The 24,644-nt window shown below is 62.6% G+C and carries 27 protein-coding genes, 1 tRNA gene and 1 pseudogene; 11 read left to right on the plus strand and 18 right to left on the minus strand.

The genetic code is table 11. The features are described from left to right. Window positions 1-68: 68 nt before the first annotated feature. A complete protein-coding gene (locus I8N54_RS07975; protein WP_140193069.1) occupies window positions 69-1,568 on the minus strand; it encodes a CoA-acylating methylmalonate-semialdehyde dehydrogenase in 1,500 nt (499 codons plus the stop codon). 89 nt (window positions 1,569-1,657) lie between these two features. Between I8N54_RS07975 and I8N54_RS07980 the strand changes: the two genes are divergently transcribed. The 5 genes from I8N54_RS07980 to I8N54_RS08000 all read left to right on the plus strand — a co-directional run bounded on the left by I8N54_RS07980 (window position 1,658) and on the right by I8N54_RS08000 (window position 5,128). Then, complete coding sequence (locus I8N54_RS07980) at window positions 1,658-2,527, plus strand: LysR family transcriptional regulator (protein ID WP_140193068.1); 870 nt, start codon at window positions 1,658-1,660, stop codon at window positions 2,525-2,527. Window positions 2,528-2,584: 57 nt separating this feature from the next. After that, entirely contained in the window at window positions 2,585-3,019 is a 435-nt protein-coding gene (locus tag I8N54_RS07985; RefSeq protein WP_140193067.1) for a CBS domain-containing protein, read from the plus strand. A gap of 81 nt (window positions 3,020-3,100) precedes the next feature. Next, window positions 3,101-3,604, plus strand: a complete 504-nt coding sequence (gene coaD, locus I8N54_RS07990; protein WP_140193066.1) for a pantetheine-phosphate adenylyltransferase — start codon at window positions 3,101-3,103, stop codon at window positions 3,602-3,604. Beyond that, window positions 3,601-4,356, plus strand: a complete 756-nt coding sequence (locus I8N54_RS07995) for an alpha/beta hydrolase family protein (RefSeq protein ID WP_140193065.1) — start codon at window positions 3,601-3,603, stop codon at window positions 4,354-4,356. Before coaD ends, I8N54_RS07995 begins: the two co-directional genes overlap by 4 nt. Window positions 4,357-4,372: 16 nt before the next feature. Continuing rightward, entirely contained in the window at window positions 4,373-5,128 is a 756-nt protein-coding gene (locus tag I8N54_RS08000; RefSeq protein ID WP_197097457.1) for an alpha/beta hydrolase, read from the plus strand. Window positions 5,129-5,230: 102 nt separating this feature from the next. On the opposite strand, the gene I8N54_RS08005 is transcribed toward I8N54_RS08000, so the two are convergent. The 10 genes from I8N54_RS08005 to I8N54_RS08050 all read right to left on the minus strand — a co-directional run bounded on the left by I8N54_RS08005 (window position 5,231) and on the right by I8N54_RS08050 (window position 14,902). Next, entirely contained in the window at window positions 5,231-5,389 is a 159-nt protein-coding gene (locus I8N54_RS08005; protein WP_197097456.1) for a DUF1127 domain-containing protein, read from the minus strand. 194 nt (window positions 5,390-5,583) lie between these two features. After that, window positions 5,584-6,585 (minus strand): type I glyceraldehyde-3-phosphate dehydrogenase, encoded by a 1,002-nt coding sequence (gap, locus tag I8N54_RS08010; RefSeq protein WP_140193063.1) that lies wholly within the window; start codon window positions 6,583-6,585, stop codon window positions 5,584-5,586. Between the two features lie 85 nt (window positions 6,586-6,670). Beyond that, window positions 6,671-6,814, minus strand: a complete 144-nt coding sequence (locus I8N54_RS08015; protein WP_140193062.1) for a glyceraldehyde-3-phosphate dehydrogenase — start codon at window positions 6,812-6,814, stop codon at window positions 6,671-6,673. Window positions 6,815-6,893: 79 nt separating this feature from the next. Next, window positions 6,894-7,262 (minus strand): VOC family protein, encoded by a 369-nt coding sequence (locus tag I8N54_RS08020; RefSeq protein WP_140193061.1) that lies wholly within the window; start codon window positions 7,260-7,262, stop codon window positions 6,894-6,896. A 148-nt stretch (window positions 7,263-7,410) separates the two neighbouring features. Then, a complete protein-coding gene (locus tag I8N54_RS08025) occupies window positions 7,411-8,220 on the minus strand; it encodes a substrate-binding domain-containing protein (RefSeq protein ID WP_140193060.1) in 810 nt (269 codons plus the stop codon). Window positions 8,221-8,227: 7 nt separating this feature from the next. Then, window positions 8,228-8,974, minus strand: coding sequence for an ATP-binding cassette domain-containing protein (locus I8N54_RS08030; protein ID WP_140193059.1), 747 nt, complete (start codon window positions 8,972-8,974; stop codon window positions 8,228-8,230). Continuing rightward, window positions 8,964-9,674, minus strand: a complete 711-nt coding sequence (locus I8N54_RS08035) for an ABC transporter permease (protein ID WP_140193058.1) — start codon at window positions 9,672-9,674, stop codon at window positions 8,964-8,966. Before I8N54_RS08035 ends, I8N54_RS08030 begins: the two co-directional genes overlap by 11 nt. Window positions 9,675-9,791: 117 nt before the next feature. Next, the gene (locus tag I8N54_RS08040) at window positions 9,792-10,430 is read right to left on the minus strand and encodes an HD domain-containing protein (protein WP_140193057.1); all 639 of its coding nucleotides are present in this window, start codon (window positions 10,428-10,430) and stop codon (window positions 9,792-9,794) included. Window positions 10,431-10,599: 169 nt separating this feature from the next. Continuing rightward, window positions 10,600-13,263 (minus strand): DEAD/DEAH box helicase, encoded by a 2,664-nt coding sequence (locus I8N54_RS08045; protein ID WP_140193056.1) that lies wholly within the window; start codon window positions 13,261-13,263, stop codon window positions 10,600-10,602. Between the two features lies 1 nt (window position 13,264). After that, window positions 13,265-14,902 (minus strand): site-specific DNA-methyltransferase, encoded by a 1,638-nt coding sequence (locus tag I8N54_RS08050; protein ID WP_140193055.1) that lies wholly within the window; start codon window positions 14,900-14,902, stop codon window positions 13,265-13,267. Between the two features lie 204 nt (window positions 14,903-15,106). Between I8N54_RS08050 and I8N54_RS08055 the strand changes: the two genes are divergently transcribed. Beyond that, window positions 15,107-15,745 carry a hypothetical protein gene (locus tag I8N54_RS08055; protein ID WP_140193054.1) on the plus strand — a complete coding sequence of 213 codons (639 nt, stop codon included), beginning with the start codon at window positions 15,107-15,109 and terminating at the stop codon, window positions 15,743-15,745. Between the two features lie 72 nt (window positions 15,746-15,817). Here I8N54_RS08055 and I8N54_RS20150 read toward each other — a convergent pair whose 3' ends face one another. The 5 genes and pseudogenes from I8N54_RS20150 to I8N54_RS08075 form a co-directional block, all read right to left on the minus strand. Beyond that, window positions 15,818-16,135: a hypothetical protein gene (locus I8N54_RS20150; RefSeq protein ID WP_231592408.1), complete on the minus strand. Its 318-nt coding sequence runs from the start codon at window positions 16,133-16,135 to the stop codon at window positions 15,818-15,820. A gap of 130 nt (window positions 16,136-16,265) precedes the next feature. Then, a pseudogene (locus I8N54_RS20350) lies at window positions 16,266-16,868 on the minus strand (MobA/MobL family protein); the annotation flags it as partial. Between the two features lie 337 nt (window positions 16,869-17,205). After that, on the minus strand, window positions 17,206-18,348 hold the full coding sequence (locus I8N54_RS08065; protein ID WP_140193052.1) for an AAA family ATPase: 1,143 nt from the start codon (window positions 18,346-18,348) through the stop codon (window positions 17,206-17,208). Between the two features lie 160 nt (window positions 18,349-18,508). Further along, window positions 18,509-19,735 (minus strand): tyrosine-type recombinase/integrase, encoded by a 1,227-nt coding sequence (locus I8N54_RS08070; RefSeq protein WP_197097454.1) that lies wholly within the window; start codon window positions 19,733-19,735, stop codon window positions 18,509-18,511. A gap of 164 nt (window positions 19,736-19,899) precedes the next feature. Beyond that, a tRNA-Ser gene (locus I8N54_RS08075) sits at window positions 19,900-19,989 on the minus strand. Window positions 19,990-20,242: 253 nt separating this feature from the next. Here I8N54_RS08075 and I8N54_RS08080 point away from each other — a divergent pair. From I8N54_RS08080 to I8N54_RS08100, 5 genes are all read left to right on the plus strand, one after another. Then, window positions 20,243-20,959, plus strand: a complete 717-nt coding sequence (locus I8N54_RS08080; RefSeq protein WP_140193050.1) for a 50S ribosomal protein L21 — start codon at window positions 20,243-20,245, stop codon at window positions 20,957-20,959. 6 nt (window positions 20,960-20,965) lie between these two features. After that, entirely contained in the window at window positions 20,966-21,235 is a 270-nt protein-coding gene (gene rpmA, locus I8N54_RS08085) for a 50S ribosomal protein L27 (protein ID WP_140193049.1), read from the plus strand. A gap of 136 nt (window positions 21,236-21,371) precedes the next feature. Then, entirely contained in the window at window positions 21,372-21,911 is a 540-nt protein-coding gene (locus I8N54_RS08090; RefSeq protein WP_140193048.1) for a GNAT family N-acetyltransferase, read from the plus strand. Beyond that, entirely contained in the window at window positions 21,881-22,408 is a 528-nt protein-coding gene (locus I8N54_RS08095; protein ID WP_140193047.1) for a GNAT family N-acetyltransferase, read from the plus strand. The genes I8N54_RS08090 and I8N54_RS08095 overlap by 31 nt, the downstream gene beginning before the upstream one ends. Further along, complete coding sequence (locus I8N54_RS08100; RefSeq protein WP_197097453.1) at window positions 22,405-22,899, plus strand: GNAT family N-acetyltransferase; 495 nt, start codon at window positions 22,405-22,407, stop codon at window positions 22,897-22,899. The genes I8N54_RS08095 and I8N54_RS08100 overlap by 4 nt, the downstream gene beginning before the upstream one ends. Here I8N54_RS08100 and I8N54_RS08105 read toward each other — a convergent pair. Together I8N54_RS08105 and I8N54_RS08110 are read right to left on the minus strand one after the other, a co-directional pair. Next, window positions 22,890-24,152 (minus strand): RNA polymerase sigma factor, encoded by a 1,263-nt coding sequence (locus I8N54_RS08105; protein ID WP_140193045.1) that lies wholly within the window; start codon window positions 24,150-24,152, stop codon window positions 22,890-22,892. The two genes, I8N54_RS08100 and I8N54_RS08105, sit on opposite strands and share 10 nt — an antisense overlap. A gap of 40 nt (window positions 24,153-24,192) precedes the next feature. After that, window positions 24,193-24,612 carry a YciI family protein gene (locus I8N54_RS08110; RefSeq protein ID WP_140193044.1) on the minus strand — a complete coding sequence of 140 codons (420 nt, stop codon included), beginning with the start codon at window positions 24,610-24,612 and terminating at the stop codon, window positions 24,193-24,195. Window positions 24,613-24,644 lie beyond the last annotated feature (32 nt).

The following is a 24,644-nucleotide window of genomic DNA, read 5'->3' on the forward strand; positions in this document are numbered from 1 at the left end:
TGAACCAGCAAGGAAAAGGGGCGGCGGATTGCTCCGCCGCCCGCTGAAAGCGTCGCCCGGACAGTCGATCAGTCCATCGCCTTGAAGTTGAACTCGCCACCTTCCTTGATGCCCGAGAACCACCGTGCGGTGACGGTCTTGGTCTGGGTGTAGAAGCGGAAAGCGTCGGGGCCGTACTGGTTGAGGTCGCCGAAGGAGGATTTCTTCCAGCCGCCGAACGTATGGTAGGACAGCGGCACCGGGATCGGGAAGTTGATCCCGACCATCCCGACGTTCACCCGGCTGGCGAAGTCGCGCGCGGTGTCGCCGTCCGCCGTGTAGATCGCCGTGCCGTTGCCGTACTCGTTGTCCATGACGAGGCCGAGCGCCTCCTCGTAGGATCCGGCACGAACCTGGCTGAGGACGGGCCCGAAGATCTCTTCCTTGTAGATGTCCATCTCTGGGGTGACGTTGTCGAACAGGGTCGGGCCAATGAAGTAGCCGTTCTCGTAGCCCTGCAGCCGGAAGTCGCGCCCGTCGGTGACGAGGGTGGCGCCCTGCTCGACGCCGCTGTCGATCAGGCCCCTGACGCGATCCATCGCCGCCTTGGTGATGAGCGGGCCGTAATCGACGTCCTCACCGGCGGTGTAGGGGCCGATCTTCAGCTTCTCGATGCGCGGGACGAGGCGTTCGACCAGCGCATCGGCGGCCTCCTGACCGACCGGAACGGCGACCGAAATCGCCATGCAGCGCTCGCCCGCCGCGCCGAACCCGGCACCGACGAGCGCGTCCGCCGCCTTGTCCATGTCGGCGTCGGGCATGACGATCATGTGGTTCTTCGCGCCACCGAAGCACTGCGCACGCTTCCCGTTGGTCGCTGCGCGACCATAGATGTACTGCGCGATCGGGGTGGAGCCGACGAAGCCGACCGCTGCGACCGTCTCGTTGTCGAGGATCGCGTCGACCACTTCCTTGTCCCCGTTGACGACCTGCAGCACGCCATCGGGCAGGCCGGCCTCCTTCAGCAGTTCCGCCAGCAGCAGCGAGGTCGAGGGCGTGCGCTCCGATGGCTTGAGGATCATCGCGTTGCCGGACGCGAGTGCGGGCGCCATCTTCCACAGCGGGATCATCGCAGGGAAGTTGAACGGCGTGATCCCGGCGACGACGCCGAGCGGCTGGCGCATCGAATAAAGGTCGATACCCGGCCCGCCGCTGTCGGTGAACTCACCCTTCAGCATGTGCGGGGCGCCCATGCAGACCTCGACCACTTCGAGCCCGCGCTGCACGTCGCCACGCGCATCCGGCAGGGTCTTGCCGTGCTCTCGGGAAACGGCTTCCGCCAGCTTGTCCATGTTCTCGTTGATGAGCTGGCCGAACTTCATCATCACCCGCGCGCGCCGCTGCGGGTTGGTAGAGCCCCAGCCCTTCTGCGCCTCGGCGGCACGGGCGACGGCATCGTCGAGCTCGGCAGCGGAGGCGAGCGGCAGGCGGGCCTGCACCTCGCCGGTGGCGGGGTTCATGACGTCGGCAAAGCGGCCCGACTTACCGGTTACGCGCTGGCCGTCGATGTAGTGGCAAAGGTCTTCCATGGCGTCCTCCTTCTTTGGCCCCCGGATACTCTTGCGAAAATGCCGGATAAAGAGAGAATGAGCCAAAGTCATTTTGCGGAAATGCCGGTATGAACTGGGACGATATGCGCGTCTTCCTCGCCGTGGCGCGGGGGGAGAGCCTCACCGCCGCAGGCAAGGTTCTGAAAATGGACCCCGGCACCGTGGGGCGCCGCGTCGCGCGGCTGGAGGAGGGGCTCGGCCAGCCGCTCTTCACCAAGAGCCAGCAGGGCTATGCCCTCACCGACTTCGGCACGCGAATGCGCGATCATGCGGGCGCGGCAGAGACGGCGCTCCTCGCGGCGATGGAGGAAGGGCAGGAGGAGACGGGCCTCACCGGGCAGCTCCGGATCGGGGCGCCGGACGGCTGCGCCAATTTCCTGCTGCCGGGGGTGCTGGCTCGGATCGCCGACGCCAATCCCGGGCTCGATGTGCAGGTGCTGTCGCTGCCCCGCGTCGCCAACCTCTCCCGGCGGGAGGCGGACCTTGCCATTACCGTCAGCCCGCCGGAAACCGGGCGGCTGACGGTTCAGAAGATCACCGACTATCACCTGCACCTCGCCCTCCACCGTGACATCGCGGGCGATGGAGAGGGGCTGCCGGTGGTCGGCTACATCCCCGACATGATCTTCGACCGGGAGCTCGACTACCTCGGTGAGCTCGGCGTCGAGCGTGTGCAGCGGGCGTCGAACTCCGTCTCCGTGCAGGTCCAGATGCTTCGCCAAGGCGGTGCGGTCGGCATCGTCCACGACTTCGCGCTGCCCTTCGCGCCGGAGCTGCGCCGGATCCGCACCGACGACGTGTCGCTCACCCGCAGTTTCTACCTTGTCCGGCACGCGGCGGACCGCCGGTCGGACCGGCTCAACCGGTTGGCCGCCGACCTGATCGAGGGGCTTCGGTCCGAAGTCGCCCGGCTGGAGCTGTTGGCGCAGAGCGCTTGACAGAACGACTGCGCCGCGCCGACGCTGGACGCACAAGGTGCAAAAGAGGAGGTTTGCATGCTCGTCAATCAGATCCTGCGGTCCAAGCCCTCTGAGGGGGTGCTGACCATGACGCCCGAGCGGAGCGTCTCCGAAGCCGCCGCCTTCCTGTCCGAAAAGCGCGTCGGCGCCGTCATCATCTCCAAGGACGGCGAGACTGCTGAAGGTATCCTGTCGGAACGCGATATCGTCCGTGAACTCGGCAAGCGCGGGGCGACCTGCCTCTCGGACACCGTGACGACAATGATGACGAAGAAGCTCGTCACCTGCACCGGCACCGACGAAGCCGTGAGTGTGCTCGCCAAGATGACCGAAGGGCGCTTTCGCCACATGCCGGTCATGGACGGCAAGACGATGGTCGGGCTGATCTCCATCGGGGACGTGGTGAAGGCCCGCCTGTCGGAGCTGGCGATGGAAAAGGACGCCCTCGAAGGCATGATCATGGGCCACTAAGCCCGCGGATCGGGCACAAGGACTTGCGCATCCGGTCGCAATAATGTTGCGTGACGCCGAGTTGTCACGCGGGAGCGGCCCATGCGCATCGGACTATACCCCGGCACCTTCGATCCGGTGACCCTTGGACACCTCGACATCATCCGCCGCGCCTGTGCGCTGGTGGATCGTCTCGTGATCGGTGTCGCGATCAACCGCGACAAGGGTCCGCTCTTCACGCTGGAGGAACGAGTCTCGATGATCGAGGCGGAAGTCCATGCCCTGCCGGAAGCCCACGCGACCGAGATCGTCGTTCACCCGTTCGAGAACCTCCTCATCGACTGTGCCCACGATGTCGGTGCGGGCCTGATCATTCGGGGCCTGCGTGCTGTGGCCGACTTCGAATACGAATACCAGATGGTCGGCATGAACCGGCAGCTCGACGATTCCGTCGAGACGGTGTTCCTGATGGCCGAGGCGCAGCATCAGGCGATCGCCTCCAAGCTGGTGAAGGAGATCGCCCGCCTCGACGGCGACGTCTCCAAGTTCGTCACACCCTCCGTCGCCACCGCGCTTGGCGGAAAATTCGGGACCGACGCCGGATGATGTCGCTGGTCTTCGGCTACGTCGGGGCGGGTATGCTGGCGGAGTCGCTCTATCCCTTCAGTCAAGTGCCGTTCGAAGCTCCGGGTTTCGCCCGCGTTGAGGTCCGCTCAGCGGACCAGAACCTGCCGGTCTATGTCCACGACGCCGGGCAGGGCGCGCCGGTCGTGCTCTACTTCATGGGCAACCGGGGGACGCTGGATTCCGTGCGCGAGGATCTGGAAATGTACGCCGACGGCGGCCGCTCCGTCATCGCGATGACCTACCGCGGCGGCGGCGGAGAACCGGGAGAGCCGACCGAGGCCGGCCTGAAGGCCGACGCGCTGTTCGCATTCGATGCCATCGACTACATCCTGCCATCGCACGGCGCCGTGGTCCCGGTAGGCTATTCGCTCGGCACCGGGCTCGCACTCCACGTGGCGGCCAATCGGGAGGCCGACGGCCTGATCCTCGTCGCGCCCTATTCGCGCGTCTGCGACATCGCCTCCGAACGCGTGTCTCTGCCGGTCTGCAACGTGCCGTGGCTCGACCGTTGGCAAAGCACGCTCGACGCGCCGCGCGTCGCAGAGGACGTGCTGCTGCTGCATGGGCTGGCCGACAGCCTGATTCCGGCGTGGCACAGCACCATCCTGCTCGACAGCCTGCCGGAGACGACCGAGGTCGAGGCCATCTTCATCGAGGGCGGTGAGCATACGACGCTGCCGGACTTCCCGGTATATGCCGCCTCGATCGACCGTTTCCTTGACGCGCGTTAGGCGGGCAGGGGGCATCTTGGCGGGTCTCTACCTGATCTACGCGCTTCTCGCCTCGCTGCTGGTGCCGACCTTCATCTACCCGTTCGACCAGACGCTGTTTCAGGCGCAGGGTTTCCGTCGCGTCGAGGTCGCGGACACGCCACCGCTCTATGTCCACGACGCCGGACCGGACGCGCCGGTCGTGATCTACTTCATGGGCAACATCGGCTCGCTGCAGTGGTTCGGGCCGGATCTTCAGATGCACGGAGCTGCCGGTCGCTCGATCGTGGCCATGACCTACAGGGGCGGCGGCGGAGAATCCGGACAACCGTCCGAATCCGCACTGAAGTCCGATGCGCTTGCAACCTTCGACGCGCTCGAGGCCGTGCTGCCAGACCATGGCCCGGTCATCCTGCATGGCTACTCGCTCGGATCCGGGCTCGCCTTTCATGTCGCCGCGCGACGTGAGGCGGACGCCGTCCTCGTCGTCGCGCCCTATGCGCGGCTGTGCGAGGTGATGGCGCAGAAATCCTGGGTGCCGGCCTGCCGCGTGCCCTGGGTCGATCGCTGGCAGAGCCTGCCCGACGCCCGCGCGACAGATGAGCCGATCCTGATCCTGCATGGCACGGCGGACGAGCTGATCCCGATCACGCAATCCGAACGGCTCGCCGGGGATAGCCAGGTAGGCCCTGTCGAGTTCCGGCGACTTAATGCGACTCACACCGATATCGTGGTGAACGACGCCTATGCGTCGGAGGTCGGCGATCTGATCGCCGGGGCGCTCGGGAACTGAGAGGCCCCTAAAAGCGAAAAGGCCGGCGATCCGCCGGCCTTTCACATCTGGTTCGTTCTGTTCCCGCGTATCGCGGGCTCCCCCTCCGTCTGCTGCACGGCCTTAGCGGCCGTAGACAGCGTTGGAAGCGATGGAGCGCGCGTCGCCGGGGAAGATGCCGAGGTCTTCGACCGCGAGGCGGGTCGGAAGAGCTTCGAGCTCACGGCGGGTGCGGTTGTAGAGGGCGCGTTTCTGCATGGCAGTGCGGAAGGTAGTGAACATGTTTGTCTCTCTTTCCTGTTCCTGAGGGTTCGTCCGTGTTCGGGACTACAAATACCAACGCTGCGCCGCAGCACAACTGACGGAACCCCAAAGCCGCCCTGCAGCAGATGCATGGCGAGTAAATTATTGATTAAAAAGAAAAAGACCGCCCGGTTGGGCGGCCTTTCTGCAGGTGCATATCTGCCTTGCGCTGATCAGACGTATTTGCCCATCTCGACGGCAGTATCAGACATCCGGTTCGAGAAGCCCCACTCGTTGTCGTACCAGGACAGGATCCGGCACATCGTGCCTTCCATGACCTTGGTCTGGTCCGTGTGGAAGACCGAGGAATGGCTGTCGTGATTGAAGTCGGTGGAGACGAGCTTTTCGTCCGTGTAGCCGAGGATGCCCTTCAGCGGGCCGTCCGCGGCGGCACGGATCGCGTCGTTGATCTCTTCGACGCTGGTCGTCTTGGCGGCTTCGAAGGTCAGGTCGACGACCGACACGTTCGGCGTCGGCACGCGGATCGCGACACCGTCGAGCTTGCCGTTCAACTCGGGCAGCACGAGGCCGACGGCCTTGGCGGCACCGGTCGAGGTCGGGATCATCGACAGCGCCGCGGCGCGGGCGCGGTAGAGGTCCTTGTGCATCGTGTCCAGCGTCGGCTGGTCGCCGGTGTAGGAGTGGATCGTCGTCATGAAGCCCTTAACGATGCCGATGCTGTCGTTCAGCACCTTGGCGACCGGGGACAGGCAGTTCGTCGTGCAGGAGGCGTTGGAGACGATGATGTCGTCCGCACCGAGCGTGTCGTGGTTCACGCCGTAGACGATGGTCTTGTCCGCGTCTGAACCGGGGGCGGAGATCAGCACCCGTTTGGAGCCGTTGTCGAGGTGGGCCTGGCACTTCTCCTTGGAGGTGAAGATGCCGGTGCATTCCATCACGACGTCCACGTCCGACCAGGGCAGGTCGGCGGGGTTGCGGATCGCGGTCACGCGCATCGGGCCGCGGCCGACGTCGATCGTGTCCTCGGTGGTGGTCACCGTCGCCGGGAAGCGGCCGTGGACGCTGTCGTAGCGGAGAAGGTGGGCGTTGGTCTCGACCGGGCCGAGATCGTTGATCGCCACGACCTCGATATCGGTGCGGCCCGACTCGATGATCGCGCGCAGCACGTTGCGGCCGATGCGACCGAAGCCGTTGATTGCGACTTTGACTGCCATGAGAGAAGTCCTCCGCTAGGGTTATGCGTAGTGTTTCGGCGCCAACATCGCCAAAAGCCGTGGAAGGTCAACCTTGTTGGCGCTCTCAGCGCCAGAAGGCGATCCATTCGATGAGCTGAAAGCCCTTTCGGGCCAGGAAGATCATGATCTCCCCGTCGTTCTGCGTGATGTCGGCCACGATGCATCCGACGAGCAGCAGCAGGATCCAGAAGGTGGCCGACTTCAACATGGCCACTTTGATAGAGCAGGCGCCGACGAACGCAAGACGGCTGGACCGGCCCCGGCGCGATGCCGGGACCGGCCGTCCGCTAGCCGTAGACGAAGGCGTTGAACTTGTTGCCCTCGGGGTCGCGGAAGTAGCCGCCGTAGAAGCCCTCTCCGCGCGGGCCGGGCGCACCTTCGTCGCGGCCGCCGAGCGACAGGGCGAGGGCGTGGAGCCGGTTCACCTGTGCCGCGTCGCGCGCCATCAGCGCGATCATCGCGCCGTTGCCCGGCGTCGCGGCCTCCCCGTTCCAGGGGCGGGTGACCATTATGAGCGGCCTCTTGGGACCGAAGCCCCAGGCGATCATGGTTTCAAGCGTGTAGGCCCGCGCGCCGCCGAGTTCGGCGAACAACGGGTCGAAGAAGGCTGCGGCGGCGGCCGGATCGGCGGAGCCGATCGTGACATATCCGATCATGTCGGGGTCTCTCGATTGCAGGAACATCCGCGCGCGGTCCGGAGACCGGCGCGATCGACGGCCCGACTCGCGGCCGGCGTCAGTGGGTATGGTCAGGCAATCGGCACATACACGGGATAGCCCGCGCGGACCCGCCGCTCAAGCCCCGCTACTCGGCGTTCGGAAAGAACAGCTGCTGGCCGTCGACTTCGAACGCCGCGATCGCCGCCTGACCGGCATCGCCGAGGATCCACTCCTCGAACGCCTCCGCCGCGGCGGTATTCGCGCTCGGGCAGTGATCGGGACTCACGACGATCACGCCGTACTGGTTGAACAGCGCCTCGTCGCCTTCGAACAGGATGGTCGCGTCGCCCTTGTTGGCGAAGCTGATCCACGTCGCCCGGTCGGTCAGCGCGTAGGCGTCCTCGGCCACTGCGATATTGAGCGTCGCGCCCATGCCCGACCCGGTCTCGAGATACCAGTCGCCCGAGGCGCCCGTGGGATCGACCCCGGCAGCCGACCACAGCGCCAGTTCCGCCTTGTGCGTGCCGCTGTCGTCCCCGCGCGAGGCGAAGGCCGCCCCGCTGTCGGCAATCGCGGCGAACGCGGCGGCGGCGGAGTCCGCCGTGCCGAGGCCTGCCGGGTCCGCCGACGGCCCGATCAGGACGAAGTCGTTGTACATCACGTCATGCCGCGCCACGCCGAAGCCCTCGGCGACGAAGGCTTCTTCGGCCGGCTTGGCATGCACGAACAGAAGGTCGCCATCGCAATTCTGCGCGTTCGTCAGCGCCTGCCCGGTGCCGACCGCGACAACCTGCGCGTCGATGCCGGTGGTCTGCTCGAACTCCGGCAGGATCGCCTCGTAGAGACCGCTGTTCTGGGTCGAGGTGGTCGACTGGATCAACAGACGGCCGGTCTCCTGCGCCGTCGCGGGCGCAGCGAGCAGCAGAAGGGCGAGGGCAATGGGGAACTTGGTCATGGTCTTCTCACAGTAGAAGCCTTCCCTCGAGGTAGGCGCGGGCATCCGCGCTCTCGGGGCGGGCAAGGAACTCTTCAACGGGCCGGTGTTCGGTGATCCGTCCGCGGGACAGGAAGGCGACATCCGTCGCCAGTCGCGCCGCCTGGGCGCGGTCGTGGGTGACCAGCAGGACCTTCACGCCGGACGAGGCCGTCGCCCGGATCAGCGCCTCGATCGCGGCGGTCGAGGCAGGGTCGAGGTGCGCCGTCGGCTCGTCCAGCAGCAACAGGTTGGGTCGCGCGGCGAGCGCGCGGGCGATGGCGAGGCGCTGCCGCTCTCCACCCGACAGCGACCGGGCGGGCGCACCGCTCTGCTCGGTCATCCGGGCCGTCACCAGCAACTCCGCCAGTCGCCCGGCCCGGTGCCGGCGGGGCACGCGCGCCAGCCGGAGCGCGTGCATCAGGTTGGCCTTGGCCGAGCGGTTGAGCAGCACCGGCGTCTGAAAGACAAGGGCAGGGGCACCCGTATGGGGCGCAAGCTCGATCTCGCCTGAATCCACCGGGATCAGCCCGGCAATGGCCCGAAGCAGCAGGCTCTTGCCCGCGCCGTTCGGCCCGAGTAGCGCGGTGATCCCCCCGGTCTTCAGTCCGAGCGTGACCTCGTCCAGCAGCGGTCGTCCCTGCCGGCTGATCGTCACGCCCTCGAGCGTCGCGATCGGCCGGACGAGCCCGCTCTCCGCCTTGCGGAACGGGAGGACCTGGCGATCAGCGGGCATAGGCGACCCCGTAGGCTCTCGGCCTCAACCCGAGCGCGGCGGCGTTCAGAACCAGCGACAGCGACAGCAGCACCAGCCCGAGGCCAAGCGCCAGCGACAGCTCCCCCCGCGATGTCTCGAGCGCGATGGCCGTCGTCATCACCCGCGTGACATGGTCGATGTTTCCCCCGACGATCATCACGGCCCCGACCTCGGCGAAGGCGCGGCCCATCCCGGCCAGTCCCGCCGTCAGAAGCGCCGGCCGTGCTTCCCACAACAACGTCGCGATCCGCTGGCCCTTTGTGGCCCGCAGCGCGCGGAGGGTCTCGTCGAATTCCTCCATCAGCTCGGCGATGGCGGCGCGGGACAGGGCAGCGACGATCGGCGTGACCAAGACGGTCTGTGCGACGATCATTGCGGTCGGCGTATAGAGAAGGCCGAGCGCCCCGAGCGGCCCGGCGCGCGAGAACCCCATGTAGAGCGCGAGCCCGACGACCACCGGCGGCAACCCCATCGCGGCGTTCAGCACAAGCACGAGCACCCGCCGCCCCGGAAACCTCAGCACGGCCAGCACTGCGCCGAGCGGCATGCCGATCAGGCAGGCCAGCGCCACGGCCGACAACGATACGCGCAGCGACAGCAGGATCACCTGCAACAGCTCCGCGTCGCCCGTCAGCACGAGCCGCAGCGCTTCGGCGAATGATGTGGCGATGTCCTCCATTGTGAGAGCCTAGCCACGGGCCGGGGAGCGCTGTCAATCGGGTGCCGCGCGCCGATGGCGCAAGCGCCGGTGAGCAGGTCGGAGTCGGGCACCGGGCAGTCCGTTTTTCGAGCCCGGTCAGCCGACCTCGTCCAGCAAACCGTCGTAGACAGCCGCGAGGCGCTGTGTCCGTTTCTCGGCCAGCCGTGATCCGGTGGCAGTCTGCATGTGCCTGCCGAGCGTCAACAGCTTGGTGCGGAAGTGGTCGAGCGCGAAGGCCGCCTCGTCGAGTGGCCGGTGCTCCGCCGCCGGATCGATCGCATCGCAGATCGCACCATTGCTGGCCCCGGCGATGTAGAAGCACAGCGCTGCGCCGATAAAGCCGATCGCGTCGAGCCGGTCCGCGTCCTGCAAAATCCGCGCCTCGAGTGTCCGTGGCGCGATCCCGGCTGAATAGCTGTGCGCCTCGATCGCGTGACAGACCCCGTCCCTCCGGTCAGCGCCCCAGCCGAGCCCGCCCAACACTTCGCGCGCCTTCTCTGCCGCGAGGGTGGAGGCCATCGACCGCCGGGGCGAGCGTTTGTCGACCCATATGCAGTCATGCAGCAGCGTCGCCGCCTGCAGCACCTCCAGATCGCCGCCCTCCGCCACGGAGATCCGCACCACATTGCGCCAGACCCGAAGCAGGTGCGCCCCGTCGTGTGCCCCGTCGATCGTGTCGAACGAATTGGGCAGCAGCGCCTGCGCCAGCGCGGGATAGGGTAATTCAGTGTGCATGCCACTCCTGTCCTGGGACAAGCCGCCAAGGGCGGCGATCGTGGGCGGGACAGGGGGAATAGTGGCGGAGAGACAGGGATTCTGAAAGTTTCCATAACATACTGTAAAGGTTAGTATCTTTATAGAATAGAGGACCTCGCACCCACAAAAACACCCACATCCAGGATCATTATAAGATGGTCTGGTCGATCAGATCGAACTTCCGCTCGGTCGGCATGCAGAACAAACACTTTCCGCCGCTTGCATCTGCCCAAACTGCGCCGATCCGGCGCTTGTCGCCTTCCCCTTCGTAGAGATGGCCCCCTTTGTATTCTACGGCGAGAATCCGGCCGTCAACGAGCATGGCCATGAAGTCGGGATAGAACTTTTGGTGCGGTAGTTGAAGCCAGAACGAAGTTTTCTTGCCTTCTACATTCCTGATCCAGAACCGCACCTCGTCCATGGAGTCGAGGTAGGCGGCACAATCGAACTCCTCCCCCGTGGGTTTCAGGTCGCCGATCAGCGGCGTGTAGTGTTTGTTGAACTTACGCGCTCCTGCATAGGGCTGATTGAAGGCGTATGACTGCTCGTCGAAAATCATCGACAAGTCTGAATGTGTTGCGAAGTCCTCGGCGTTGGTTGCGAAGAGGGCGGAGTAGTTGCCTGTCTCACGCTCCCCCCGCAAGTCGGCGATGAACTGGGATATGGCACGGCGCAGATCATGCTTGTTTCTTGCCAACACATGGAAGTCATGGCCCGAAGCGATCAGGGCTTCGATGGCTTTGATGATAAAAAGGATTGCGCTTGGCTTTGTGATATCAGGATGACGAATGCCACTGTCGATGAAGTTGGCGAGTCGCGGTAGGGTCCATGCAGGTTCTTGAACGACGGCGGCAAGTTCGCCCTGAACCCGCTTCGCAAAGTCGATCTCAACCTTCCCCTTGTCCGACACATCAATCTCGCCGCTCTGGCTTTCATCGACGATTTTGAAGCGGGTCGTGATGTCGGATGGGTCGCATTCATCCAGCCTCCAAGGCAGGTCGAGGAAATGCTCCTTCGAAAAGAGTTGCAATTCGCCCTGTTTTCGAAAGCCAAGCATCGGCACGATGAATGGCGGTTTCTCGTCGTCCTGTGATGCGGCCAGTTGAAAGTTGTTCGTCTTCGCGTAGAGACGATCAATCGCGCGACTGGCTTTTGGAGATTTCGCCAAGGCCAGCTGAAGCAAGTTCTTGCTCTCACGGGTCATCGGCCCCTTGTAGGTCATCGACCGTTTCTCAGGATCGTAGGCGACGCGATTCCGCACTGATGTGGGCAATTTTGCAATCGCTTCTTCGACCTCCTGTGCTGGCGTTTCGTCTTCCACCAGCGGATCAGATTCGTGCTCGAAGTCGTCGGCGGCGTCGGCAAAGCCCATGTCGCCCTGCGGCGAGACGATCTGGTCGGCTTCCATCTTATTGAAGCCTGCACCTTCGACGAGACCGTCTTTCAGCATCTGGGCAGTGCTGTCGAAACTCTTGGACGCAACAAAGGCGTAAGCCTGATTGAGCGCATCGCGGCGCTTTCGCTGTGCCTTGGGCATCCGCAATACGCGGCCAAGCACCTGTTCAATCGCTGTAGCTGAAACCTGCTCGGCCACAGAACACAGGACATAGGCAAAGGGGCAATCCCAGCCTTCTTTCAACTTCGACACGGTGATGATGTATCGAATGCGGCAATCGTGGTCGGCGATCTCGTAAGCGTCGAGGTCTTTGCGGGGGCCAGTATGGACGGCGATTTCGGCCTCTGGGATTCCCCGGTCTTTCAGGTGCTGTTCAACCTTGTCGTAGGTGATCCGAGTTGCATCCGTCGCCGACGCGCTTTGTGCCTGAAACAAAATGATAGGTCGGATGTATTCGCCTGTTTCCGCCTGCTCTGCCTTCGCCGCTTCCTCCAAAGCCTCGCGGCAGTCGTAGGCTGCGCCTATGGTCTTTTGCCAGTTGCTGTCAGTTGTCAGCTTGATCGGCATCTTGATCATTTCTTCCGCCTTCAACTCGGCGGCCGATACGGAATAGAGGATGTTCGACGCGTGCTTGTCGCGTGGCGGTTTGTGTTCGGTCTGCGGCGTGGCTGTTAGTTCCAAGATGAGCGAAGGACTGAACCGCGCCAGCGTATCGAACGACAGGGCTGTGCGGGCGTTGTGGGCTTCATCGACGATGACCATGGGCCGGTGCAGGCGCAACAAGTTCGCAAGAGATGCCACGGGTCGGCCAGCGCCCTCTACCTGCTCCAGGCGGGCTTCCTGCGCCTCTGTGAGGCCGCTGAAATGGTCCATCAGGCTTCCGGCGTCCTGATAGACCTTCAGGCCTTCTTCATTGGGCTTTCCGTTGTCCTTCTCGCGCCGGAATGACTGAATAGTCGAGACGATGACACATGCACCGCCCACGGCATCTGCGCGGGACATGGCCAGCGCCTCGCCCTTGGTCAGGACCGAGACATTGCGACCGAAGTCCTTGGCGAGGGCCGCGCGGTAGGGGTGATCGGGGTCCTTCAACGCGGCGACGGTTTGTTCAAGGATCGGAGTCGATGGCACCAGCCACAAGACCATGGGGTTCTTGACCTCCATGAACTCCTGCGCGGCAATTCCGACAGCGTATGCGCCCATCACGGTCTTGCCGCCCCCAGTAGGAATGCGCAGGCAAATATATGGCGTGCCGTCCGCGATCACGGGGGCATGGCGGTAGGGCATGTTTGTGGCTTTATAAAAAGCGAGGTTCGCTCCGTCTGGGCCGATAGCGCTGGCATCACGCAGGAAAGATCGCAAGCGGTTGAGCGTCGTCTGCTGGTATTCTTTCAACTCGAAGTTCGTTGCGGCCATGTCAGTTCCCCTCGATCTGGTAGGGGATTTGCTTAAAGATCACGCCTTCCGCTTTCAGGCGCTCGGCGCTGACGGTGCAGCCTTCGGCGTAGACGATCCGAACGCCACCGAAATCATTGGATGGGGCAGGCAGGTTCGCCAGCGCCTCAGGCGTGAGGACATTGCCCGAAGCCTCGCGGGCAAAGCCCTGTTCGGCGGGCGAGAACAACAAATAGACAGCCGTGTTCTTGTGGGTGCCGATGAAATGGGTTGAGCCATCAACCTTGGCTGGCAAGGGCGATCCGGTTTCGGAAAAGAATACATGCGCGGCAAGGTCAGGGAAGACCACACTACCGTCGATGTCGCCAAACTCGTTGAACAGGGGAGAGCCGAGGCGGCAATAGCGGAAGCCGCCGCCAAGAGGTGCAACTGGCTTTTCCGGATCGCCGCTCTTGTCATAGCCGTTTATAGCACGACGAAGTCGTTCGGCGGTGATGTCGGGGGCGATGGCTTCATCCATCTCGACAAGAATAAAACGACGGTTTCCGCCCTCCCGCTTATTGAGATCAAGGACGGAATGACCTGTTGTTCCGGAACCTGCGAAGGAGTCAAGAATGAGGTCGCCGGGTGCGGAACCAATCTCAAGAATCCTTTGAATCAAAGTGGATGGTTTGGGTGTTGCAAACACCTCGGATTGACCATGAAAGATTTCTAATATTTGCCTTTTGGCGGCTTGATTATGGCCAACATCATTGTGGAGAAGCACCGTTCGCGGAACAACGCCACCAACCTCGAACAAGAACCGCTTATATCGGGGAGTGGAGTTCGCACCGTTTACCCCCCAATAGATACGGTTATCATCAACATGTTTTCTGTATGTTCCTTCGGGGTATCGCCAGACCGCCGTGGGCGATGGCCAGATTTCTTCGCCTGTATTTGGGTTTTTCACCGCATACCAGCCGTTAGGCCTTTCCTGCTTGTTCTTATTGGAAGTGTAGTTATCGGATTGCCATCGCCCTCGTGGATCATTATCCGGGTTCCTGTATTTTTCATCTTGTGCCTCGGATCGAGAGATCTTGTTTGGCGACCACTGCGGCTTCTGTCTCGCATATACGATTACATAGTCATGATCATCGCTGAAATATTTTGCGTCATTTGCTGGCGCGTATTTCTTCTGCCAAACAAGCGTCGCAACAAAGTTTTGCGACCCAAATATCTCGTCCAGCATCATTCTAAGACGATGATTTTCATCGTCGTCGATGGAAATGAAAATTGCGCCGTCTTCCCGCAGAAACTCTCGCAATAGTCGCAGGCGTGGATACATCATGCAGAGCCATTTATCATGGCGGGACAGGTCTTCGGCTTCCTTGCCTACGACCTTGCCAAGCCAAGCCTTGATCTCTGGAGATGCGACATTGTCGTTATAGACCCAGCCCTCGTTCCCCGTGTTGTAGGGCGGGTCGATGTAGATGCATTTCACCCTGCCCGCGTAGTAGGGCAGAAGTGCCTTCAACGCCTCCAAGTTGTCGCCCTGCACCAGCAGGTTGCCAGCGTCTGGATCGCCCGCTGACAGCTTTCCATCGCAGTGGATCAGGCGGTAAGGCACTTCGCGGTGATGATTGACGACGGCCTTCTTACCGATCCAGTCCAGTGTGGGCATGTGGGGTCTCTCGCTCTTTCGCCGCCTCGGTCGGCGGCTTGTTCGTTGCGGGCACGCTACACGCGAAGACGGCGGAAGCGCAACGCATTCAAGCGCTTGCGGAGCGAGGTGACCGGCACCTTTGATTGAGGCAGAAATCTTCTTCCTTGGCCAAGGAAAGATTCACATGTGGTTCCTACAAGACACCAACACGAGGACAACCCCATGAACTCCTGCCCTATCGAAACGACGGCCCTTCTTGCACAGCCGCTCCCCCGAGATGCGAACGGGAACGCCCGCTACTTCATTCCCGAAAGGCGCATGCCCGTTGCACCGGGGTCGAAACTGGCACGAAAGGTCGGGCTTCGAAAGTATCGGGGCAAGGATTTAGGACCAGGGTTCGTGATTCAGGCTCACCATCTGGCGACGGCACTGCATGAGGTCTTCGCGGCTTTGGATCATCATGCGCCTGAAGGCGCGCCACACGCGTTTCGGTCGGACGGACCGCTCTTCTTCGCGCTGCGGCTGCCTGACGAACAGTATCGATATATGACTGAGTTATTCGAGGCGCTTGCTCCATGGCTTTTCGAGAAAACTGAAGCATTTTCGAAAATCGTCATTGCTTCAGACCTTCCGGCGTCCAAACGGGAAGCAGCAGTGAACATGCTGATGACGTTCCCAGTCCTCCGATCTGCAATGGTCCGCCAACTGTCCTACAGAACTGCGGGCCAATACTATGGCCTTGAAGTGCTGATCCGTAACGACGGTTTCGCAACAGATGAGTTGACGGACCTTACCGATCCCTCTCGTGATCATGCTGCGATTTCATCCTTTCTGGCGCGGCGCGAGCCTCCGCCGCGTTGATCGGTTCTGGGCGCAAGCGGCTTTGCCCATCAATAGGCAAAAGCCGCGCTCTTAAAGTGTCACGGAGCCAGATTAGTTCGCGATATATGCGCCGAACCCCATACCGACGGCCAGCACGACGGCGAAGCCCAAGGCGAGTAAGCGGAAACTGACTTCCGCTTCGCCCTGGGCGTTGTCGCCGGTTGGGATCGGCTGCGAACGGTGGGAGTTTGCCTCGTGCGCCAGTGTTTCGAGCGCTTTCTTGAGCGCCAAGAGTTGCTGCGAATGGTGGCGCTGGATTTCCAGCACCTTGGCCACTCCGCCTACCGCCCGCTCGGCATTCATCGCCGCGCCGGTCGCGCTGCGCTCCGCCTTCGTCATCATGTCTTCCCAGTCGATATTCTCGTTCATTGATTTCTTCCTTTGCTTGGTTGATTTCTCGGATGATCTTGTTGGCTTCGGCGCGGCTGTGACCTTCGTCTATGCCTCGCCATTTCTCTTTGCCCTTCGGTGTCTTGCCTCCGCTTGACAGGCGGCGTGCTGCTGGGCCTTCGTGAATTGTCGGAATCCGGTCGCTGCCCTGATTTTTCAGGGACAAGTGCGAAATGGTGGATTCCGGGCCGTATCCCCATCGCGTAATCATGTCGTTGTGCAGGTCCGCCCACATCTTCGCAGTCGTCTCGATGGCCTGCTTTCGGGCCATTCCGAGGGTGCTCTTTGGACGGCCCCGGCCCCCTGACTTCACCATCACATCGAACGCCACGAGGTGAAAATGGGGGTTCTGTTTGTCGTTGCCTTGCTTGTCGTGGACCGCCGCAACATACCCGGCGACACCGCATGTCAGCTTCTCCGCGAATGCCTGTGCCAGCGCCTCGCGCTGCTCTGGTGTGGCTTCCCTCGGGAGGGCGACAATGAACCGCTCGCAGACTCGCCCCTTGCGTTGCTGGGCGGCGTCCTCGGCGTTCTTTGCGGTGGCTGAGTCTGTCAGGCCTGTCAGCCGCTCACGCAACACGGTGCGGGCAGCGTGCGGACGGGTGATGTAGCGCAGATGGGCAGCAGTCTGTCCCGCTTTGGCCACCCGAGATCCAGCCGTGCGCTTTTCGGAAAATGTCTTCACTGAGTGTCGAAATGAAAAAAGGACCATTGCTCCGGCTCCGTTTGGTTTGGCGTGGATAAAAACTTAGTTTTTATCCGCTGTGCGCCTTCAACTCCCATGGATATAGGAACCCAAAAATGACTTCGGAAATTACTCAGTCCCTCTGTCGAATAATCCATCTGTCGCTTCGCCACTGCCAGAGTAAGCGCTTGGCAAACTACGACCACATTCCTCTGACAAAGGAGTTCGTCGATACAGTCGGATCGTAAATGGTCGATCTATTCGAGCGACGGATCTCAGAACTGGATAAGAAAACGCCCCCGGGTGGGTCGGGGGCGTCTTCGGGCGCTTTTGGGGGTAGGCCCTCGCGGCAGCGAGGGCGGTATTAGTGGATCGTAGGTGAAGCGTCTGGCGCCGAGTTCGGTGTCTCGCGTTTAGCTACGCGGAAGTGTCCATCTTCATTCTTCTCGATCTCGCCGGACTCCAACAATGTCTGGAGAAACTTGCGAACTATACGGCCAAGGCTTTCTGTATTGTCGCGGAGAGAGTTGAAAGGCGTGCCGGTGTTGTCGCGGATAGTCGTCGCGTCAAACCATTCGTTCGGCCTTGAAGTAGCGAGATCGTCGAGAACGCGTCGTAAATCGGAAAGGCGTTCATCGGCCTGGCTTGGCTTAGTCTGCTTTCTTTTTGTCTGCGCTGCGAGACTACTTTTTGGTTCGAATGGAACTGCCATGGGAACCGTGAGCCGGTCGCCTTCGCTGTCGATGCCTCCATCAAATGCTTGGATGCGGAAAGCTACGGGTTCGCCTTTTTTAACGGACCTTTGCTTGCGTTGGGCGATGAACACGACGCCCTTGGGCTGCTGCTCGTCCGCGCGGTGAAGGGTAAGCAATGTGTCGACATTGCCCTCCATCGCCGTCGATCCGCGCGGTCGATTTCCATCATGACCCGCCGTGTGATGGATAATCATCACATGTGCGCCGGTCTCTCGGGCCACTCGCTGGGCATTGCCAATGGCCCTACCCATGTCACGGGCCGAGTTTTCGTCACCCTCGCCAATACACAGGTTGAGGGTGTCAATGACTGTCAGCAAGCGGTCGCAGTTTGCCGCTGTTTGGTATGCGATCAATTCTCCCACAAAATGATCGATCTGACGATCGGAGCAGAGATTGATTGGCAGCGGGAAGATATTGAACGGACTTGCTGCATTCAATCCTGCGTTCAGGTAGGGGTGAGCGCGATCAGCGATGCCGTTGGGGTCTTCGGCGGCGACATAGAGAACCGCAGCACGGCAGGTCCGATATCCTGCAAAATCACGGCCCTTCGCTACATGCGCGGCCACTGCGGCAATTACGGCTGACTTACCGGTGTTTGGCGCACCGCAAAGCATGCTGACCTGACCGGCCATGAGCAGGCCCTTCACGACATATCGGCGGTCCCGATTGAGCTGGTGGCCGTTCACGGACAGCAGACTTTCTCCCATGAAGACGGTTGGCATGCTGGTTGAGTTAAGTAGTTGGCGAGACATGAAAGTTTCCTCTTTTTCAGATCCGGAACCACACCATTGCGGTCCGGACAGGAGGAAGATGGGAATCTTTCGGGACCGAACAAAACAAGAACACAAAAAAGTTCGGACGGACGGACATCCCCCCTACAGGGGGTGTCCGTCCGTCCGTATCCGGCGGCAGCTACTTTACAATTTCGGTCGTCCGGTCGATGCGATGACGATTGAGCAAATCCTCGTAAGTGCCGTCCTCGCCTGACGCCCACATCCCCCAGACCTCCATCAGGTCTTCCCGCTCATCAAGATACTTCGTGCGAAGGTAGGCGCTTTCGACTTTGTCTGGGTTGCCGTGGGCCAGAACGGCCTCTTTCACTTCTCGCGATGCACTTGTGAAAATCTCGGCCCAGTCTCGATATGCGCTGCGCATGCCATGAACCGTCGCATCCGGGTAGAAGCGCTTGAGCGCCTTGGCCATCGTGGCTTCGGATATCAATCCTGATTTTGTCCGAAGTGAGAAGAACACCAGGTCGGTGTTTCTGGGGCGGTCAGCATAGAGGTTCTGCAAGAGTTGGCGTGCAGCATGGGGAAGGGGAACCTCATGTTCCTCATCGGCCTTCATGTTTTCTGCCGGGATGATCCACCTTTCAAATCCCTCCGTAAATTGACTCCATGTCGCCTTTCTCACGGCTCCTGACCGCAGAACGGTCAAAATTGTAAAGCGCAAAGCCAATGCTCCGACCCCCGGCATTTTTTCCAGTTTGTGCATCAGGTCGGGCGTTTCGTGCCACGGTATGGCCGCGAAGTTTTGCACCTTCACCTTCTTTCGCGGCAGGGCTGCCCGCACGGCCTCAACCGGGTTGGCTGCGGAACGAAACCCCTGCACATTCGCCCAGTCGAAGACGACCTTCATTCTTTGAAGCACGCGTCGTGCAGTCTCATGCTTTTCCAACCAGATCGGTTGAAGAACTTCGATGATGTCTTGTGTCGTAATCTCATCGACCGCCATGTCGCCAATTTTGGGGAATGCGTAGTTTTGAAGTGTCGCAAGCCACTGTTCCGTATGCTTCCCGTTGCGGCTGGAAGTCCGGATGTTGAACTTGTGGTATTCGGTGGCTGCGACCTCGAAAGCCATGGTGTTCTTGCGAGATTGATGAACCTTCTTCGTCAAATCGCCTCCCTTGGCGGCGATGACGCGATATTCGTGCGCAATCTCACGAGCGTCGGCGAGCGAAATGACCATCGCGGACCCAAGGCCGAAGTCTCGGCGCTTGCCGCGCACCATGATGCGCAAGACCCACCGGCGAGCGCCGGAATCCGACACATAGAGGTAGAGGCCGCCCCCGTCTGTATGTCTACCCGGAGGCGCAGACCGAACGAAGGCGGCTTTCAGTTGTTTTTCGAAATGCGGCATACGCCGCTTCCCGGTCGATGACCTTTGCTGAATACTCATTTCGACACCCACATTCGCGCCCACATTTTTCGCAGGATAGCGCGAACAATGGACATGCATAAAGCCCTGAAAAGCCTAAACTCTTCAGTATGCTTGGCACATGGGAATGGGCAATTTTAGGGTAGTGGCGGAGAGACAGGGATTCGAACCCTGGGACCCCGTGAAGGGTCAACGGTTTTCGAGACCGCCCCGTTCGACCACTCCGGCACCTCTCCGCGGGGGTCTGACGGGCCATGTATCCAGAGTGCCGGACCTCTGCAACCCCGAAGTCGCAGGCTGTTTGCCGGGACCTGCGGCGGTGTCCCCGCGGCACTTGACAGAAAGGCCGAGGCGTCCGATAAGCCGCGCTCCCGGAATCGGGAAATTGATGAACCACGTCCGAAAAGGACGCGCAGTCACAGGGCGGCGAGAGCCAACAACGCCTTCACCGGAAGGGGCCCGAGGACGCGGTAGATAAAGGAAAGACGCATGTTTGCGGTTCTGAAGACCGGCGGCAAGCAATACAAAGTCGCCTCGGGTGATGTCATCCGGGTCGAGAAGCTGGCAGCCGACGCGGGCGAAACCGTCCAGTTCAACGACATCCTTATGATCGGCTCCTCCGTGGGTGCCCCCTTCGTCGAAGGTGCGGGCGTTCAGGCCGAGGTGATCGACCAGATCAAGGGTGAGAAGACGATCAACTTCGTTCGTCGCCGCCGGAAGCACAGCTCCAAGCGGACCAAGGGCCACCGTCAGAAGCTGACCCTGCTTCGCGTGACCGACCTGCTTGAGTCGGGTGCCGACAAGTCCGGCGTGAAAGCTGCCGTCGGCGCGGGCTCCGTCTCCGCTTCCGCGATGGCCGCCGCTGCACCGGCCGCGGAAAAGAAGGCCGCTGCCCCCAAGGCAGAGAAGAAAGCCGCTCCGAAAGCCGAGAAGACCGAAGCCCCGGCAGAGGCCGTCGGCTCGAAGCCGTCCAACCTGCTCGACGCCGCGCGCGACGGCAAGGCCGACGATCTCAAGAAGATCTCCGGCGTTGGTCCGAAGCTCGAGGGTCTGCTGCACGAGAACGGCGTTTTCCACTTCGACCAGATCGCCGCTTGGGGTCCGGAAGAAGTCGCCTATATGGATGATCGTCTGTCCTTCAAAGGACGGATCGAACGTGATAACTGGATCGAACAGGCGACCCAGTTCGCCGCCGAGAAGGAGTAACATCAGATGGCACACAAGAAAGCAGGCGGTTCCAGCCGTAACGGCCGCGACTCCGCGGGCCGTCGCCTCGGCGTGAAGAAATTCGGTGGCGAAGCCGTCATCCCCGGCAACATTCTCGCGCGTCAGCGCGGCAACAAGTACTGGCCGGGCCAGGGCGTGGGCCAGGGCAAGGATCACACGATCTTCGCGACCGTCGAAGGCAACGTGACGTTCCACAAGGGCCTCAAGGGCCGTACGTTCATTTCCGTGCTTCCGGTTGCGGAGGCCGCCGAGTAAGCCGGAGCGAACAAGACAGCAGCTCAGGGGGGATCGGCGGAGACGCCGGTCCCCTTCGCATTTCGGGACGGTCGTCCGGCCGCCCCGGCATCAGGATCGCACCATGCGCGTCCGAAGGGTCAGGAGGATACCCGTGATGTTCGATACCGACACCGACCTGCCGACGATCGAGACAGACCGTTTTGTCCTGCGCCCCGTGCGCAAGTCGGATACCGGTCTCATCACGTTCTACACCTCCGACAAGCGGGTCGCGACGATGACCCGCAACATTCCCCATCCGTTGCCGCCCGGCGCCGTCGAGGCGTTCGTGACCGCCCAGACCGCCGAGAACCGGAAAGAAGATGTCTGGATCATCGACGGTTCGGCCAAGGATCTCGCCGAGGTGCTCGGCGTCGTCATCCTGACCCGGCTCGACCGGGGCCAGTCAGAGATCCGCTACTGGATCGCGCCCGCCTTCTGGAACGCGCATTTCGCGTCCGAGGCCGTGGGCGCGCTGCTCGACGCCAACCCGCATGGATCGGGCGAGATCTTCGCCGAGGTGTTTCAGGACAACCCCGGCTCGGCGAGAGTGCTCACCAACTGCGGCTTCGACTACCTCGGCGACGCGGAAGCCTTCTCCGTCTCGCGCAACGCGATGGTGCCGACATGGACCTACATGCTGAAGACGGCCCGGTAACGCTCCGCACGGAGCGGCTGGTCCTGCGTCCGCCCGAGATGGCGGACGCAGACTGGATCGCCGCCGGTGTGTCGCTGCCCGAAGTGCAGCGCTTCCTGACCACGCCGCCGCATCCCTACCGGCATGAGGACGCTATCGAATTCCTGTCCGGTTGCGGACAGCAGTCCGGTGTTTTCGTCATCGTCGAGGGCGAACGGCCGCTCGGGATCATCGCGCTGGAGCCGGGCGATGATGGCGACGAGTTCGGCTACTGGATGCACCCGGACGGCTGGGGCAGGGGGCTGATGACCGAAGCAGGGCGCGCGCTTCTCGGACATGCGTTCGAGACCGGACATGAGACCGTCCTGTCCGGCCATTACACCGACAACCCCCGCTCTGCCCGCGTGCTGACGAAGCTCGGCTTTCGCGAAGCCGGAATGGCACGGCATTTCTGCAAGTTCCGGGGCGAGGAGGTTCCGGTCCAGCGGCTGTCTCTTCACCGGGACGAATGGCTGTGAGCCCGTCCCTCCGGTCGGCGCGGCTGCACTACGCGCCGCTCTCGGAGGAGGATTTCGACGCGCTCCACGACATCATGTCGGACTGGTCCGTCGTGCGGCAGCTTGGAAGTTGGCCCTGGCCGCCGGAGCCGGACTTCACCCGTCTCCGCTGTCGGCCCTATCGGGGGACCGGCTTCATCTACGGCGTGCGGCTCGACGGCGTCCTGATCGGCACGAACGGCGTGACCGATGGCGAGATCGGCTACTGCTTCGGGCGCGACTGGTGGGGTCAGGGCTTTGCCACGGAATCCTCACGCGTCGTTATCGAACAGGCGTTCAACACCGGGCTGACGTCCATCGCGGCGAAGGTCTGGGATGACAACGCCTCGTCCTACCGGTTGCTGACAAAGCTCGGTTTCCGCGAGACGCACCGCTTCAGCGAAATGTCGAAAGCCCGGGGCATCGAGACCGGCAGCATCGCACTCGTTCTCGATCGCGCCGACTACGCCTGACAACAGGCCCCCGCGCGCTTCAGCAGGTAGGTCCGCTCGCCCGTGTTTCTCGTCAGGGTGGCAGCGAGTTCGAACGCCTGTCTTGCTTCGGGCAAGTGTCCGAGACGGAAAAGGCAATCGGCCCGGGCCGCCGGTAGCGGCGCGTAGCCGGGCAGGACACCGGCCTGTTCGATATCGGACAAGTGCAGCAGCCCTTCTTCGGGCCCGCGCGCCATCGACAGCGCGATCGCCCGGTTCAGCGCGATGACCGGCGTGCCGGCTTGGTCCCAGAGGTCGTCGTAGAGAGCGGCGATCCGCTCCCAATCCGTCGCCGCGCCAGTCAGTGCGCGGGCGTGGCAGGCGGCGATGGCGCCCTGCAACGTGTAGGGGCCGCGCTCCGGCTCCAGGGCTTCGGCCCGCTCGAGCGCCTTCAGCCCGCGCCCGATCAGCAGACGGTCCCACGCGGCGCGATTCTGGTCGGGCAGGGCGATCGGCGCGCCATCTGGCCCGGTGCGCGCCCGGAGGCGCGAGGCATGAAGCTCCATCAGCGCGAGCAGGCCCCAGACTTCGGGCTCGTCGGCCATGAGACCGGCGAGGATACGCCCGAGCCGCTGCGCCTCCGCGCAGAGGTCGAAGCGGATCAGCGCCTCGCCGGAGGTCGCGGCGTAACCTTCGTTGAAAATCAGGTAGATGACTTCCAGAACGGAGGGCAGTCGCGCGTCCCGGTCCGCCCCGCGCGGGACCTCGAAGGACAGGCCGGCGTCGGCAATCGCCCGTTTGGCACGGGTGATCCGCTGGCCGATCGTAGCCTCCGTCGCCAAGAACGCGCGGGCGATTTCGGACACGCTCAGCCCGCCGATCAGGCGAAGCGTCAGCGCGGCACGGGCCTCCCGCTTCAAGATCGGGTGGCAGGCCGTGAAGATCAGGCCGAGCAGCTCGTCCCCTATGTCGTCGTCGAGCGCTTCCTCAAAGGCAGACGTCCGGAGCTGGTCGTCCTCAAGGTCGGCGGCGATCTCGGCGTGCTTGCGCGCCATCATCTCGCGCCGGCGCAGGCCGTCGATGGCGCGGCGCTTGGCCGTCGCCATCAGCCACGCACCGGGGTTGTCGGGAACGCCGTTCTTCTTCCAGTCGGTCATGGCGACGACGAGCGCATCCTGCGCCAGCTCCTCGGCGCGCGAGACATCACGCAGCATCCGGGCGAGGCCCGCGATGAGCCTCGCCTGTTCCATGCGGAACACCGTCTCGACGGCGCGGGTGGTCTCGGCGTCGGTCATCGCCCCCGACTATGCGTCCGCATCGGTCGGGGGCAAAGGGTCACTTGGAAGTCCGGTCACGCATCTCTTCTTCCTGCGCGCGCAGCTCGGGCGTCATCGCGTCACCGAAATCCTCCATCTCGAAGAAAGGGCGGATTTCGAGCTCGGACGCCTCGGGCATCGGGTTCGGACAGCGCTTGGCCCAGGCGATCGCCTCGTCCATGTCCTTGACCTGCCAGATCCAGTAGCCGGCGACGAGCTCTCGCGTCTCGGCAAACGGGCCGTCGATGACGGTGCGGTCGGCGCCATCGAAGCGGATGCGCTTGGCATGAGAGGTCGGCTTCAGGCCGTCGCCGTCCAGCATGACGCCGGCCTCGACGAGCTCCTGATTGAACTTGCCCATCGCCTCCATCTCTTCGGTGGTGGGCATGATGCCCTTCTCGCTGGACTCGGTCGCCTTGACGAACACGACTACACGCATGGTGATCTCTCCTGTGGTTGCGGGCCGCGATC

Origin of the sequence: Pelagovum pacificum (assembly GCF_016134045.1) — a bacterium.
In the GTDB taxonomy this organism is placed as follows: Bacteria; Pseudomonadota; Alphaproteobacteria; order Rhodobacterales; family Rhodobacteraceae; genus Oceanicola; species Oceanicola pacificus_A.